14 protein-coding genes and 1 tRNA gene are annotated in these 15023 nt (G+C 58.1%); all 15 read left to right on the top strand.

The genetic code is table 11. The annotated features are described in order from the left end of the window. The coding region (locus BR00_RS01160) for an EF-Tu C-terminal domain-related protein (RefSeq protein ID WP_496475791.1) at nucleotides 1-123 on the top strand (123 nt) is incomplete at its 5' end. A 3-nt stretch (nucleotides 124-126) separates the two neighbouring features. After that, nucleotides 127-276 carry a 50S ribosomal protein L33 gene (gene rpmG, locus BR00_RS01155; protein ID WP_281751160.1) on the top strand — a complete coding sequence of 50 codons (150 nt, stop codon included), beginning with the start codon at nucleotides 127-129 and terminating at the stop codon, nucleotides 274-276. Between the two features lie 43 nt (nucleotides 277-319). Beyond that, nucleotides 320-395, top strand: a tRNA-Trp gene (locus BR00_RS01150). Between the two features lie 25 nt (nucleotides 396-420). Continuing rightward, complete coding sequence (gene secE, locus BR00_RS01145; RefSeq protein WP_496475789.1) at nucleotides 421-654, top strand: preprotein translocase subunit SecE; 234 nt, start codon at nucleotides 421-423, stop codon at nucleotides 652-654. A 13-nt stretch (nucleotides 655-667) separates the two neighbouring features. After that, nucleotides 668-1219, top strand: a complete 552-nt coding sequence (nusG, locus tag BR00_RS01140; RefSeq protein WP_496475788.1) for a transcription termination/antitermination protein NusG — start codon at nucleotides 668-670, stop codon at nucleotides 1217-1219. A 24-nt stretch (nucleotides 1220-1243) separates the two neighbouring features. Beyond that, a complete protein-coding gene (gene rplK, locus BR00_RS01135) occupies nucleotides 1244-1666 on the top strand; it encodes a 50S ribosomal protein L11 (protein WP_281751157.1) in 423 nt (140 codons plus the stop codon). A 13-nt stretch (nucleotides 1667-1679) separates the two neighbouring features. Further along, on the top strand, nucleotides 1680-2381 hold the full coding sequence (gene rplA, locus BR00_RS01130; protein WP_496475787.1) for a 50S ribosomal protein L1: 702 nt from the start codon (nucleotides 1680-1682) through the stop codon (nucleotides 2379-2381). 107 nt (nucleotides 2382-2488) lie between these two features. Further along, nucleotides 2489-3010: a 50S ribosomal protein L10 gene (gene rplJ, locus BR00_RS01125; RefSeq protein WP_496475786.1), complete on the top strand. Its 522-nt coding sequence runs from the start codon at nucleotides 2489-2491 to the stop codon at nucleotides 3008-3010. A gap of 30 nt (nucleotides 3011-3040) precedes the next feature. Beyond that, entirely contained in the window at nucleotides 3041-3427 is a 387-nt protein-coding gene (gene rplL / locus BR00_RS01120) for a 50S ribosomal protein L7/L12 (RefSeq protein ID WP_496475785.1), read from the top strand. Between the two features lie 159 nt (nucleotides 3428-3586). Then, nucleotides 3587-7693, top strand: a complete 4107-nt coding sequence (rpoB, locus tag BR00_RS01115; protein ID WP_496475784.1) for a DNA-directed RNA polymerase subunit beta — start codon at nucleotides 3587-3589, stop codon at nucleotides 7691-7693. 46 nt (nucleotides 7694-7739) lie between these two features. Beyond that, the gene (gene rpoC, locus BR00_RS01110; protein ID WP_496475783.1) at nucleotides 7740-11894 is read left to right on the top strand and encodes a DNA-directed RNA polymerase subunit beta'; all 4155 of its coding nucleotides are present in this window, start codon (nucleotides 7740-7742) and stop codon (nucleotides 11892-11894) included. Nucleotides 11895-11983: 89 nt separating this feature from the next. After that, nucleotides 11984-12355, top strand: coding sequence for a 30S ribosomal protein S12 (gene rpsL / locus BR00_RS01105; protein ID WP_496475782.1), 372 nt, complete (start codon nucleotides 11984-11986; stop codon nucleotides 12353-12355). A 17-nt stretch (nucleotides 12356-12372) separates the two neighbouring features. After that, nucleotides 12373-12843, top strand: coding sequence for a 30S ribosomal protein S7 (rpsG, locus tag BR00_RS01100; RefSeq protein WP_496475781.1), 471 nt, complete (start codon nucleotides 12373-12375; stop codon nucleotides 12841-12843). 12 nt (nucleotides 12844-12855) lie between these two features. Next, complete coding sequence (gene fusA / locus BR00_RS01095) at nucleotides 12856-14928, top strand: elongation factor G (protein WP_496475780.1); 2073 nt, start codon at nucleotides 12856-12858, stop codon at nucleotides 14926-14928. Nucleotides 14929-14940: 12 nt separating this feature from the next. Further along, nucleotides 14941-15023, top strand: an 83-nt coding sequence (locus BR00_RS01090; RefSeq protein WP_496475790.1) for a GTP-binding protein, incomplete at its 3' end; no start/stop codon positions are given.

The following is a 15023-nucleotide window of genomic DNA, read 5'->3' as shown; positions in this document are numbered from 1 at the left end:
GACAACACCACGTTCCACGTGCAGCTCATCAATCCTGTGGCCATGGAGAAGGGTCTGCGTTTCGCCATCCGCGAGGGTGGTCGTACCGTGGGCGCTGGCGTGGTCTCGGAAATCGTGGAGTAAGTCATGCGCATTCAGATCCATCTCGCCTGCACGGAGTGCAAGCGGAAGAATTATTCGACGGAAAAGAACAAGAAGAACACCACGGCGAAGTTGGAGCTCAAGAAATACTGCCCCTTCGATCGTCGACACACCGTGCATCGCGAGACAAAATAGGAATGGGATGGGGAGCTATGCTCCCCCTTCCCCTGAATACTGCAGGCCAGTAGCTCTAACGGTAGAGCATCGGATTCCAAATCCGAGGGCTGGGGGTTCGAATCCCTCCTGGCCTGCCATCTTTTTCTCTTCACGACGACCCCAATGAAAAAACATCCCGAAGAAAAAGCCGAGGCGTCCACGGGAACCCAACGTGCCGAGGCCCTCAAACACTACTTTGAGCAGGCGCGCGTCGAGCTGAAGAAAGTCGTCTTTCCTTCTCGGCAGGAGACCGTGGCCACAAGCCTTGCCGTGGTGGTCTTGGTGGCGGTTGTGGCCGTGTTCTTGGGCTTGGTGGACTTCGTCTTGGCCAAGCTTATGCAGGCCCTGCTGTCGTGAGGATATGGGAACCATGGAACACGTAACGGAGAAGCCGAAGGCGCGGTGGTATATCGTCCACACCTATTCCGGCTATGAGCAGCGGGTGGAGCAGACCATCAAAGAGATGATCCGCACCGGCGCAGCCAAGGGCTTGGTGGAAGAGGTGGTGGTCCCCACCGAGAGGGTCGTGGAGTTGGTGAAGGGGCAGAAACGTACCTCCACGCGTAAATTTTATCCCGGCTACGTCATGGTGAAGATGATCTTCAATGACGAGTCGTGGCATATGATTCAAAGCATTCCTCGGGTGACGGGTTTTGTGGGCGGCAAGAGCCGTCCAACGCCCCTTACGGATCGCGAAGCAGAGCGTATTTTGGCCACCATGGAATCTCGGCAGGAGCAGCCGCGTCCGAAGTTTCATTTTGAACGCGGTGACGATGTGCGCGTGATTGACGGGCCGTTTGCCAATTTCAATGGTGTGGTGGAAGAAGTGAACTACGATAAAGGGAAACTTCGTGTTTCCGTGTCTATTTTTGGCAGGCAAACCCCGGTGGAGCTGGATTTTATTCAGGTCAGCAAGGGGTAATACTGGGAAATAGGGAGAAACCGTATGGCCAAGAAAGTCACCGCGATTGTCAAGCTACAGCTTCCCGCGGGAGCCGCGAACCCTTCGCCGCCAGTCGGTCCGGCGCTGGGTCAACACGGCGTCAACATCATGGAGTTCTGCAAGGCCTATAACGCCAAGACGCAGAATCAGAAGGGGATGATCATCCCCGTGGAAATCACCATTTACCAGGACCGGTCCTTTACCTTTGTGACCAAGACACCGCCGGCGGCGGTTCTGCTCATGAAGGCCGCCAAGGTGGAGAAAGGATCCGGTGAGCCCAACAAGAAGAAAGTGGGCACGGTGACCATGAGTCAGATTGAGGAGATCGCCAAGCTCAAAATGCCCGACCTTTCGGCGTATGACTTGGAAGCCGCATGCCGGACCATTTTGGGGACGGCCAAGAGCATGGGAATCGAAGTGCAGTAGGAGAGGACGAGATATGCCGAAGCATGGAAAAAAAGTGCGTCAGGCCTATGAGGGGATCGACCGTCTCAAGGCCTATGAGGCTTCTGAAGCCCTGAGTCTCGTCCTGGAACGTGCCTTCGCCAAGTTCGACGAGACCGTGGACATCGCCGTCAATTTAGGGGTGAATCCTAAGTATTCCGACCAGATGGTGCGTGGTGCCGTTTCTCTGCCTCATGGTTTGGGCAAGACGGTGCGTGTAGTGGCTTTCTGTAAGGGAGAAAATGAGGAGAAGGCTCGCGCCGCCGGCGCCATTGAGGCGGGCGGCGATGACTTGGTGGAAAAGATTCGTGGCGGCTGGCTGGAGTTCGACAAGGCCGTGGCGACTCCGGACATGATGGGGGTTGTGGGCAAGATCGGGAAGATTCTCGGTCCGCGTGGCCTTATGCCCAACGCCAAGACGGGCACCGTGACCTTCGACTTGGAGAATGCCATCAAGGAACTCTTGGCCGGCAAGGTAGAATTCCGCGTGGACAAGGCCGGCGTGGTGCATGCCCCCATCGGCAAGGTTTCTTTTGGTGTGGAGAAGCTTTTGGGCAACATGCGGGTGTTGGTGGATGCCCTGGTCAAGCTCAAACCTGCCTCGGCCAAGGGGACGTACCTCCAGGCCGTTTCGGTGTCCTCGACCATGGGGCCGGGCATCAAGGTGGACGTGGCGAGCCTGCGCCGGGCCGAATAGTGTTCCCCATAAGAAGGAAGATGAGTCCGAGAGAGCAGGCGGGCAACCTTAATATCCTGCGGAGACTCGAGGCTCATTCTGCCTGAAGCGTAAGCAAGAGGTGACGTGTGGATAGGGCAGAAAAAGGCAAGATCATTGAAGGCCTGAAGGACCGTGCCGAGCGGGCGCAGGTGGCCATTGTGACCGATTTCCAAGGTCTCTCCGTGGCCCAATTGACGCCGTTGCGCACGAAGCTCCATGAGGCCGGCTGTGACTACCAGGTGGTCAAAAACACCTTGGCGCGGCTTGCATTCAGCGAGACCCCGCACAATGTGCTGGGAGAAAAGCTGAAGTACAGCAGTGCCGTGGCGTTTGGCTATGATGATCCCGTGGTCGCAGCGAAAGTCGTGGTGGAGTTTGCAAAGAAGAACGATAAGTTTTCGGTGCGTTGCGCCAGCCTCAACGGCAAGTTGCTGGACGAGGCTGCTGTAAAGGCCCTTTCTGACCTGCCGAGCCGCGAGCAGCTGCTGGCGCAGGTCCTGGGTACTATGAACGCTGTACCGCAGAACTTCGTATGCCTCTTTGCCAATGTCCTGCGGGGCATGCTCAATGTCTTGAGCGCTCTGAAGGAAAAGAAAGAACAAGAATGAGCCAATCCGTGTACTTTTGAGGAGGAAACAATGTCCGGTATTACCAAAGAACAGGTCGTCGAGTTCATCGCCAACATGACCGTGCTCGAACTCGCGGAATTCATCAAGGAATTGGAAGAGAAGTTCGGTGTTTCTGCCGCTGCCCCGGTGGCTGCGGTGGCCGTGGCTCCGGCCGCTGGCGCTGAGGCTGCCCCGGTGGAAGAGAAGACCGAATTCGACGTGGTGCTCAAGGATGCCGGCGCCAACAAGATCGGTGTCATCAAGGTGGTGCGCGCCCTCACCAACCTGGGTCTCAAAGAGGCCAAAGCCAAAGTGGACGAGACTCCCTCGGTGATTCTCGAGGCGGTGTCCAAGGAAGCCGCTGCGGACGCCAAGAAGCAGTTGGAAGAGGCCGGCGCTCAAGTTGAAGTTAAGTAAGCTTTTGTCCTTCGCACATTCGCTTTCCGTAAAGAGTGTAAGGGGCGACTCTTACACTCTTTACGCCTTTTTTTGATTTTTTCCCTGCCCGAGAAGGGCCTTGTCCTGAAGACCGCTCAGCTCTTGCCTGCCCAGCAACATCTTTTCCGAGGGGAAACGATGAAAAAATTGATCAAAACATTCGGACGAATCAAAGACTCCGTGTCCCTTCCCCACCTGCTTAGCCTGCAACTGGACTCCTATATCAAATTTCTTCAGGCCGATGTTCCCCCGAGCATGCGCGCCAATACAGGCTTGGAAGGCGTGTTTCGTTCGGTCTTTCCTATACACGACTTCAACAATACTGCCACGCTGGAATACGTCAGCTACGAAATATTGCCGCCGAAATATGACGTCGATGAGTGTATCGCCAAAGGGCTGACGTATGAAGCGCCGCTGCGCCTCAAGGTCCGATTGGCCGTGTACGATGTTGATGAAGAAACGGGTGCCCGTTCTATTCACGATATCAAGGAACAGGACCTGTATTTTGGAACAATTCCGCTCATTACTCCCAAAGGTACCTTTTTGGTGAACGGTACCGAGCGGGTTATTGTCAACCAGTTGCAGCGTTCCCCCGGCGTATTGTTCGAGCATGACTCAGGCAAGACGCATTCGAGCCGCAAGGTGCTTTACAGTTGTCGCATCATTCCCATGCGCGGCTCATGGCTGGATTTTGATTTCGATCACAAAGATATCCTTTACGTGCGCATCGACCGCCGCCGCAAGATGCCGGTGACGATTCTGCTCAAGGCCATGGGCATGAGCACCGAGGATATCCTGGCATATTTTTATCAGCCAGAGACGTTCCGCTTGGACGGCGATCGGGTGCTGCGCAAGGTCGAGGAATACAATTTGCGCCGCGAATCCGCCTATGAGGATATCGTGGAGCCAGGTGGCAAGGTGCTCGTGGCTGCGGGCAAGCCCATCACCCGTGGGGTGTGGCAGCGCATGCGCCGTGCGGGGATTGAATACTATGCCGTGCGTCCCGAGTCTTTGGAGACCGAATACGCCATGCGGGACATCGTGCACCCCGAGACCGGCGAGGTGCTCATCCGTGCCGGCCAGCCTTTGGTGGCGGGCGCGGTGGAACGCTGTCGCGAGGCCGGAATCACGGAGTTTGCCTGTATCTTCTGCACTGGGCCGGAAGTGTCCACGGCCATTCGGGATACTTTGGATCTGGACAAGTGCGAAGACATGGAGGCCGCGCAGATCGAGATCTACAAACGTCTGCGCCCCAGCTCGCCCCCAACGCCCGAGGTGGCGGCGACCTTTTTCGACAACCTGTTCCGTAATCCGGATTACTACGACCTTTCGGCCGTGGGGCGCTACAAGCTCAATGCTCGCCTGGGGTTGGATCTGCCCATCGATCACCGTACCCTCAGCAACGAGGATATTTTTCGCGCGATCAAAAAGCTGGTGCAGCTGAAGGATACCCACGGCCCGGCCGATGACATCGACCACTTGGGCAACCGCCGGGTGCGCCCGGTGGGCGAACTGGTGGAAAATCAGTATCGCATCGGTTTGGTGCGCATGGAGCGGGCCATCAAGGAACGCATGAGCCTGCAGGAAGTCTCGACCCTCATGCCCCATGATCTGGTGAACCCCAAGCCGGTGACTGCGGTGCTCAAGGAGTTTTTCGGCACGTCCCAGCTTTCCCAGTTCATGGATCAGACCAACCCGCTTTCGGAAGTGACCCACAAGCGTCGTCTTTCGGCCTTGGGGCCTGGTGGTTTGACCCGCGAACGGGCGGGGTTCGAGGTCCGCGACGTCCATGTCAGTCATTATGGTCGCATTTGCCCCATCGAGACCCCGGAAGGCCCCAATATCGGTCTGATCGTCTCCCTGACGACCCATGCCCAGGTCAATGACTTTGGATTCATCGAGACCCCGTACCGGGTGGTCCGCGAAGGCAAGATTACCGACGAGGTGCGGTATTTCGACGCTTCCGAGGAGGCAGGCCAAGTCATCGCCCAGGCCAACGCCCGCTTTGACCCGGAAACCAAAGAGTTTCTGGATCCCCTCATCGAGGCGCGCGTGGACGGCGAAGTGGCCTTGGTGCCTCGCGAGGAAGTGACCCTCATGGACATTTCCCCGAGCCAGATCGTGTCCATCTCTTCGGCGCTCATCCCGTTCTTGGAGCACGATGACGCCAACCGCGCCCTCATGGGCTCCAACATGCAGCGTCAGGCCGTGCCGCTTTTGCGGGCGGAAGAGCCCTTGGTGGGGACCGGTATTGAGGGCGTGGTGGCCCGGGATTCTGGGGCGTGCCTTCTGGCGGAGGCCGATGGGGTCGTCAGCTATGTGGATGCCGACCGCGTCGTCGTGGCTTATGACGACGCCGACCTTTTTCCGCAAACCGGAGGGGTGCGGTTCTACGACCTCCAGAAATTCCACAAATCCAATCAGAACAGCTGTTTCGGACAGAAGCCGCGGGTGCGTATCGGTGACCGGGTGCGTAAAGGGGATATCCTTGCCGATGGCCCGGCCATCAAAGATGGCGAGCTCGCCCTGGGCAAGAACCTCTTGGTGGCCTTCATGCCCTGGTGTGGGTACAACTACGAAGACTCCATCCTCATCTCGGAGCGCATGGTCAAAGAGGACGTCTACACCTCCATCCATATCGAGGAGTTCGATGTCTTCGCCCGGGACACCAAATTGGGGCCGGAAGAGATCACTCGGGACATTCCCAATGTGGGCGAAGATATGCTGCGTAACCTCGATGACAGCGGCATCATCCGCATCGGTGCTCGGGTCAAAGCCGAGGACATCCTGGTGGGCAAGATTACGCCCAAGGGCGAGACGCAGCTCACCCCGGAGGAGCGCCTGCTGCGGGCGATTTTCGGTGACAAGGCCCGGGATGTGAAGAACACCTCCCTCAAGGTGCCGCCGGGGATCGAAGGGACGGTGATCGACGTCAAGGTCTTCAACCGCCGCTCCGGGGAAAAGGATGAGCGCGCCAAGGAGATCGAGCGTTATGAGTTGGACCGCCTCGATCAGCGGGAGCAGCTCTATATTGCCAGCCTGACGCAGCGCACCCGGGAGCGCATTTGGGAGATTTGCAAAAACAAGATCGTCTCCAAGAGCGTCCCGGGTAAGCGCAAAGGAGAGATCATCCTTGAGGCTGGTCAGCCCATGCGTTGGGAAGTCCTGCAAGAGCTGCCCATCAAAAAGCTTGCAGGACTCTTCGCCGCCAAGGAGGCCAATGAAGCCGTGAAGGTCATGCTGGAACAGTACGATCTTCAGGTTAGATTTATTAAAGACTACTACGACAACAAGCGTGCCAAGGTCACGGAAGGCGATGATTTGCCCCCGGGCGTCATCAAGATGGTCAAGGTGTACATCGCCGTGAAGCGCAAGCTCAATGTCGGTGACAAGATGGCCGGCCGCCACGGCAACAAAGGCGTGGTATCCAACATCCTCCCCGAAGAGGACATGCCCTTCTTCGCCGACGGCACGCCGGTGGACGTGGTCCTCAACCCCTTGGGCGTGCCCTCGCGTATGAACATCGGGCAGATCATGGAGACGCACTTGGGCTGGGCCGCCAAGGGGCTGGGCGAGCAGATCGCGGCCATGGTGGAGCGCGGCGAGCACGTGCAGGTGGTACGCAAAGAGATGAAGACCATCTTTGACGCCCCGGAGACCCAGGAGCTCATCGACGCTATGGACGACGAGGAAATCCTGGAGACGGCTCGCGCCCTCAAAAAAGGCATCGTCATGAAGACTCCGGTCTTTGACGGCGCTCGTGAAGAGGAGATTTGGGCGCTTCTCCAGAAAGCCGGCCTCCCTGATGACGGCAAGGCCCTGCTCTATGACGGCCGCACCGGCGAACCCTTCTACAGCCGCGTCACGGTGGGCTACATGTATTATCTGAAGCTCCACCATCTGGTGGACGAAAAGATCCATGCCCGCTCCACAGGCCCCTACTCCCTGGTCACGCAACAACCCTTGGGCGGTAAGGCCCAGTTCGGCGGCCAGCGTTTGGGAGAGATGGAAGTATGGGCCTTGGAAGCGTATGGTGCTGCCCATCTCTTGCAGGAATTCCTCACCGTCAAATCCGACGACGTCAACGGGCGCGTGAAGATGTACGAGAAAATCGTCAAGGGCTCCAACTTCTTGGAAAGCGGCATGCCGGAATCGTTCAACGTCTTGGTGAAGGAAATGATGGCCTTGGGTCTGGAGGTGTCCCTCATCGAAGAGGACCCCAAAAAGCGCGCCAAGCGTAAGTAAGATGGCTCTTGAGGATATATAACGGCCAACCCGCGAGGATTGCAGTATGACCCTGGATGACCTTTTTACCCAGCGTGGCAGTGCCACTACGCTGTTCAATAGCCAGAATCTGAAGGCCATCGGCATCAGTCTCGCCTCTCCAGAAAAGATCCGTGAATGGTCGTATGGTGAGGTGAAAAAGCCGGAGACCATCAATTATAGAACATTCAAGCCGGAGCGAGACGGCCTATTCTGTGCCAAGATCTTTGGCCCAGTGAAGGACTATGAGTGTAACTGCGGCAAATACAAGCGCATGAAGCACCGGGGTATCGTGTGCGAAAAGTGCGGCGTGGAGGTCATCGCTTCCAAAGTTCGCCGCGAGCGCATGGGCCATATCGAGCTTGCCGCTCCTGTTGCGCATATTTGGTTTCTCAAATCGCTTCCTTCCAAGATCGGAACCTTGCTCGACATGACTATGGCCGATCTGGAAAAGGTGCTTTACTTCGATTCGTATATTATCTTGGATCCCGGTGAGACGACGTTGCAGAAAAAGCAGGTCATCTCAGAGGAGCAGTACTTTCAGATTTTGGATCATTATGGTGAAGATGCCATTAAAGTGGGCATGGGCGCGGAGTCCATCAAGCTGCTGTTGCAAGAGCTCGACTTGCCTACCTTGCGGGTGCAGCTGCGGGAGGAGTCGCAGACCACGCGCTCTGTGACCAAGAAGAAGAAGCTCGCCAAGCGGCTCAAGATCATCGAGGCCTTTTTGGAGTCCGGCAACAAGCCTGAGTGGATGATCCTCGACGTCATTCCGGTCATTCCGCCGGAATTGCGGCCTTTGGTCCCCTTGGATGGCGGCCGGTTCGCCACTTCGGACTTGAACGACCTCTACCGTCGGGTCATCAACCGCAACAATCGTCTGAAGCGTCTTTTGGAGCTCGGTGCGCCGGACATCATTATCCGCAACGAAAAGCGCATGCTCCAGGAGTCGGTGGACGCCTTGTTCGACAACGGCCGCCGCGGCCGGGCCATTACCGGCACCAATGGTCGTCCTCTCAAGTCCTTGTCCGACATGATTAAGGGCAAGCAGGGCCGCTTCCGGCAGAACCTTTTGGGCAAGCGCGTGGACTACTCGGGTCGCTCCGTGATCGTGGTGGGGCCGTCCTTGAAGCTCCACCAATGCGGTCTGCCCAAGAAGATGGCTTTGGAGCTCTTCAAACCGTTTGTATACGCCAAACTGGAAGAGCGTGGCATCGCGAGCACCATCAAGAGCGCGAAGAAGATGGTGGAGCGGGAAGAGGTGGCGGTGTGGGACGTGCTCGAGGAGGTGGTGCGTGAATACCCCATTCTCCTCAACCGGGCGCCCACCTTGCACCGTCTGGGTATCCAGGCCTTTGAACCCCTGTTGGTGGAAGGCAAGGCCATTCGGCTGCATCCGCTCGTGTGCACGGCCTTCAACGCCGACTTCGACGGCGACCAGATGGCGGTGCACGTGCCGCTGTCCATTGAGGCCCAGATCGAGTGCCGCGTGCTCATGATGAGCTCCAACAACATCCTGTCGCCGGCCAATGGCTCGCCCATTATCGTGCCGTCTCAGGATATTGTGCTTGGATTGTACTTTTTGACCGTGGAGCGTCCCTTTGAGAAGGGCGAAGGCATGGTCTTCGCCGATCCCGGCGAAGTCATCTGTGCCCTGGATGCCGGCCATTTGGATCTGCATTCCCGTATCAAGGTCCGCATCGACGGCCAATTGGTGCCTACGACTCCGGGCCGCATCCTGGTGCGCGAGATCGTGCCGCCGCAGGTGCCTTTCGACGTCTATAATCGGGAGTTGAGCAAAAAAGCCATCGGCCGTCTGGTGGGCGAGGCCTACCGCCTGGCAGGCACCAAGGCCACGGTGCTCCTGTGCGACAAACTCAAGGACCTGGGCTACGAATACTCCACGCGCGCCGGCTTTACGGTGTGCGTCAAGGACCTCACCATCCCGGCCAAGAAGGAAGAAATCCTCGCCCGCTCGTATGCCGAAGTGGCGGACATCGAGCAGCAGTACCGCGACGGTATCATCACCCGTACGGAAAAGTACAACAAGGTGGTGGACGTCTGGAGTAAGGCGACCACCGAGGTCACCGAAGAGCTGATGCGCGTGCTCAAGTACGAGGAACTCACGGATCCCAAGACCGGGAAGACCGAGCAATGCCACAGCTTCAACTCGGTGTTCATGATGGCCAATTCGGGTGCTCGTGGTAATCAGGACCAGATCCGCCAGTTGGCCGGCATGCGCGGTCTCATGGCCAAGCCTTCGGGCGAGATCATCGAGACGCCGATTACGAGCTGTTTCCGCGAAGGGCTCACGGTGCTCCAGTACTTCACCTCCACCCATGGTGCGCGCAAGGGGTTGGCGGACACGGCGCTCAAGACCGCCAACTCCGGTTACCTGACGCGGCGTCTGGTGGACGTGGTACAGGATGTCATCGTCAGCGAGTATGACTGCAAGACCGTGGATGGTATTGAGCTCACCCACGTGAGCAAGGGCGGCGAGATCACCGTGCGCTTGAGCGAGCGGGTCTTGGGCCGCGTGGCCATGTACGATGTGGCGGACCCCGAGACCGGTGAGATCTTTATCAAGGCCAACGAGCTCATCACCGAGGAACTCGTGGCCGAGATCGAGCGGCGCGGGGTGGCGGCCATCACCATCCGTTCAGCGTTGACCTGTAAGGCCCGTCACGGGGTGTGCGCCCTATGCTATGGCCGCGACTTGGCCCGTGGGCATTTGGTCAACGTGGGCGAGGCGGTGGGTATCATCGCCGCCCAGTCCATCGGTGAGCCGGGAACGCAGCTCACCATGCGGACCTTCCACATTGGCGGCACGGCCCACAAAGAGGTCGAGCAGAACCGCTATGTGGCCATCAACAAAGGTCGCGTGGTCCTGTCGCGAGTGCGTACCGTGGTCAATGACCGCGGCGAGCGCTTGGTGCTTGGCAAGAGCGGACAGCTGCGCATCGTGGATGATACGGGCGTGGAGCGGGAGAAGTATCCCTTGCCGTCGGGCGCCAAGCTCTTCGTGGAGGCTGGCGCCGAGGTGAAGAAGGGGGACGTGCTCGCCGAGTGGGATCCCTTCAACGAACCCTTCCTGGCGGACGTGGACGGTGTGGTCAGCTTCCATGACATTGTGGAAGGCCGCACGGTGCAGGAAAAGATCGACGAGACCACGGGCAAGACGACGCTGACCATCATGGAGTTCCGCTCCTCCAACTATCGCCCCCGTATCTCGGTCTGCGATGCCCACGGCGCGACTAAACTGCGGCCCGACAGCGGCACCGAGGCGGTGTACACCTTGCCGGTGGGTGCCATTCTCATGGTGCGCGACGGCGATGCGGTGCGCCCGGGTGACGTGCTCGCCCGTAAGCCGCGGGAGACTTCCAAGACCAAGGACATCGTGGGTGGTTTGCCGCGGGTGGCCGAGCTCTTCGAAGTGCGCAAACCCAAGGACCAGGCGGTCATCACCGAGATCGACGGTGTGGTGAGCTTTGGGCCGGACTCCAAGGGCAAGCGGAAGATCATCGTGGAACCCGAGGTGGGCGAACCCCGGGTGTATCTCATCCCCAAAGGCAAACACATTACCGTGGCCGAGGGGGACTTCGTGGAATGCGGTGAGCCGCTCACCGAAGGGCATCCGGATCTCCACGACCTTCTGCGTATCAAAGGCGAGAAGTACCTGGCCGCCTACCTGGTGGACGGTGTTCAGGACGTATATCGATTCCAGGGCGTATACATTAACGATAAGCACATCGAACTGATCGTCCGCCAGATGTTGCGCAAAGTCACCGTGCTCGATCCTGGGGATACCGGCTTCCTCATGGGCGAGCAGGTGGACAAAAACCGGTTCTTCCGCACCAACGCCAAGGTGTTGGCTTCCGGACAGCGTCCAGCCACGGCCGAGCCGCTGGTGCTGGGGATCACCCAGGCGTCGTTGACCACGGAGTCCTTCATTTCGGCGGCGTCCTTCCAGGAAACCACCAAGGTGCTCACCGAGGCGGCGCTTTTGGCCAAGAAGGACTACCTCTACGGCCTCAAGGAGAATGTCATTGTGGGGCGTTTGGTCAATGCCGGCTCGGGCTTCCGAGCCTATGTCCACAGCGACATCGTAGTGCCGGAACAGCCGGAGAGTCCGGATAAGTTTTTGGAAGAGTTGGAAAAAGACCCGTACCTGGTGGATGAATGAGCGCCAGGGGCTGGGACTAGTTGTTGACAAGGGAAGGGGGGTATGAATATGCTACCCCTTCTCGAAAAGTTCACTCAAGGGAGAGAGCCATGCCCACAATTAACCAATTGGTGCGTAAGGCGCGGACCAAGCAGCACAAGCCCAACAAGCGTGCTGCATTGCAGCAATGTCCGCAGCGCCGGGGCGTTTGCGTGCGTGTGTATACCACCACGCCGAAAAAGCCCAACTCGGCACTGCGGAAAGTTGCCCGTGTCCGGCTGACCAACGGGATCGAGGTGACCTCGTACATCCCCGGGGAAGGCCATAACTTGCAGGAGCATTCGGTGGTGATGATCCGCGGCGGTCGTGTCAAAGACTTGCCCGGCGTGCGGTACACCATCATTCGCGGTACGCTCGACGCGGCTGGCGTTCAAGATCGCCGGAAGAGCCGGTCGAAGTATGGTGCGAAACGTCCGAAATAAGTGAGGGGGAATAAGGTATGCCGCGTAAGGGTCCTGCGCCGCGGCGCGAGGTGTTGCCCGATCCCAAGTATGGGAGCCGTCTCGTCGCCAAATTCATCAACCAGATGATGGTGGATGGGAAGAAGAGCGTTTCGGAAAAGATATTGTACGCCGTGATGGATGAAGTGGCTCGGCGTTTGGAAATGGAGCCGCTCAAGGCTTTTGAGCAGATCGTCGACAAGGTGAAGCCGCAGATGGAAGTCAAGTCTCGCCGGGTGGGCGGTGCAACGTACCAGGTGCCCATGGAAGTACGCCCGGCGCGTCAAGAGGCATTGGCCATTCGTTGGTTGATTGCATATGCGCGCTCCCGTGGCGAAAAAGGTATGGTGCAGCGCTTGGCTGCCGAGTTTGTGGATGCATTTCATGAACGCGGTGGCGCCATGAAAAAGCGGGAAGACACCCACCGCATGGCAGAGGCCAATAAGGCTTTTGCTCATTATCGTTGGTAAACGAGGTTTTTCGTGTCCAAACGAGTCCCCATAGAACGGCAGCGGAACATCGGTATCATGGCCCACATTGATGCGGGCAAGACGACGACTACCGAGCGAATTCTCTTTTATACCGGTGTTTCGCACAAGATTGGTGAAGTCCATGACGGCCAGGCTACCATGGACTGGATGGAGCAGGAGCAGGAGCGTGGCATCACGATCACCTCTGCGGCCACCACGTGTTTTTGGAAAGAGCATCGGATCAATATCATTGATACTCCGGGGCATGTGGATTTTACTGTAGAGGTGGAGCGGTCTTTGCGTGTTCTCGATGGCGCGGTGGCGGTATTCTGCGCGGTGGGTGGGGTGGAGCCCCAGTCGGAGACCGTGTGGCGCCAGGCGGACCGGTACCGGGTCCCCCGCATTGCCTTCGTGAACAAAATGGACCGTTCTGGCGCGGATTTCTTCCGTGTGGTCGGGATGATCCGTGACCGTCTCAAGGCCAAACCGGTGCCCATTCATCTCCCCATTGGCTCGGAAGAAAATTTTCAGGGTCAGGTGGATCTGGTGCGCAATGTGGCGCTTTACTACGACGAAGAGTCGCAGGGCCAGAAGATTGATGTACGGGAGATCCCGGCGGAGCTGGCGGATCAAGCGGCCGAATGGCGGCAGCATCTCATGGAGGCTATCGCCGAAGAAGACGAGTCTTTGCTGGAGAAATACCTGGGTGGTGAGGAACTCTCCACTGAGGAGATCCTGCAGGGTATTCGCCAGGCGACCATTGGCATGCGTATTTGTCCGGTACTGTGCGGCTCGGCCTTCAAGAACAAAGGCGTGCAGGCGCTTTTGGACGCCGTGGTGGATTTTCTCCCGTCGCCGGTGGATATCCCGCCCATGACGGGTACAAATCCCGAGACGGGCGAGGAAGTGCAGTGCGTGTGTTCCGATGATGAGCCGCTGGCGGCCTTGGCCTTCAAGCTGATGGCGGACCCCTTTATCGGTCATCTCACCTTCCTGCGCATCTATTCCGGTGTGCTCGAGGCCGGATCCACGGTGCTCAACGCCAATACGGGCAAGAAAGAGCGCATTGGCCGCCTGCTCAAGATGCACGCCAATAAACGCGAAGAGATCAAAGAAGCCTTCGCGGGGGACATTGTGGCGGCAGTAGGCCTCAAGCAGACGGCCACTGGTGAGACTTTGTGCGACTTGAAGCGTGTGGTCCAGCTGGAGTCCATGGACTTTCCCGAGCCGGTCATCGAGGTGGCTATCGAGCCCAAGACCAAGACGGACCGAGATTCGTTGTCCCAGGCCCTGCAGAAGCTGACCAAAGAGGACCCCTCCTTCCGGGTGAAGACCAACGAAGAAACGGGGCAGACACTCATCGCGGGCATGGGTGAGTTGCACCTGGAAATCATCGTGGATCGTCTCATTCGGGAATTCAAAGTAGATGCCAACGTGGGGCAACCGCAGGTGGCATATCGGGAAACCATCACCAAGCCGGCGGAGAAAGACCTCAAATATGCCAAGCAGAGTGGTGGCCGGGGCCAGTATGGTCATGTGGTCATCAAGGTATTCCCCCAGGAATCGGGCGCAGGATACGAGTTCGTCAACTCGATCGTGGGTGGCGTCATTCCCAAGGAATACATTCCTGCGGTGGACAAAGGTATTCGCGATGCCTTGCAGAATGGAGTGCTCGCCGGCTTCCCCATGGTGGATGTGAAGGTGGAGTTGGTGCATGGCTCCTACCATGAGGTGGATTCCTCGGAGCAGGCTTTCTATATCGCTGGTTCCATGGCGGTGAAGGAGGCCTGCCGTCAGGCGGCCCCGATATTGCTTGAGCCCATCATGTTTGTGGAAGTGCTGACTCCCGACGACTATATGGGCGATGTCATTGGTGATCTCAACGGCCGTCGTGGTCGCATTGTGAACATGGAGCCTCGTCAGGGCATGCAGATCGTGCGTGCGCATGTGCCGCTTAGCAGCATGTTCGGCTATGCTACGGACTTGCGTTCCCGCACGCAGGGGCGCGCAACCTATACTATGCTGTTCGATCATTACGACCGGGTGCCGGCCAACTTGGCCGAGGAACTCATTAAGAAGGCGTAAGGGGCAAAGATTATGGCGAAGCAGAAATTTGAACGGAAGAAGCCGCACGTCAACATTGGCACCATTGGGCACATTGACCATGGGAAGACGACGCT

It is taken from the genome of Thermodesulfomicrobium thermophilum DSM 16697, assembly GCF_059568695.1.
Note: the sequence above shows the minus strand (reverse complement) of the source record. Positions and strands in the feature narration are given on the sequence as shown.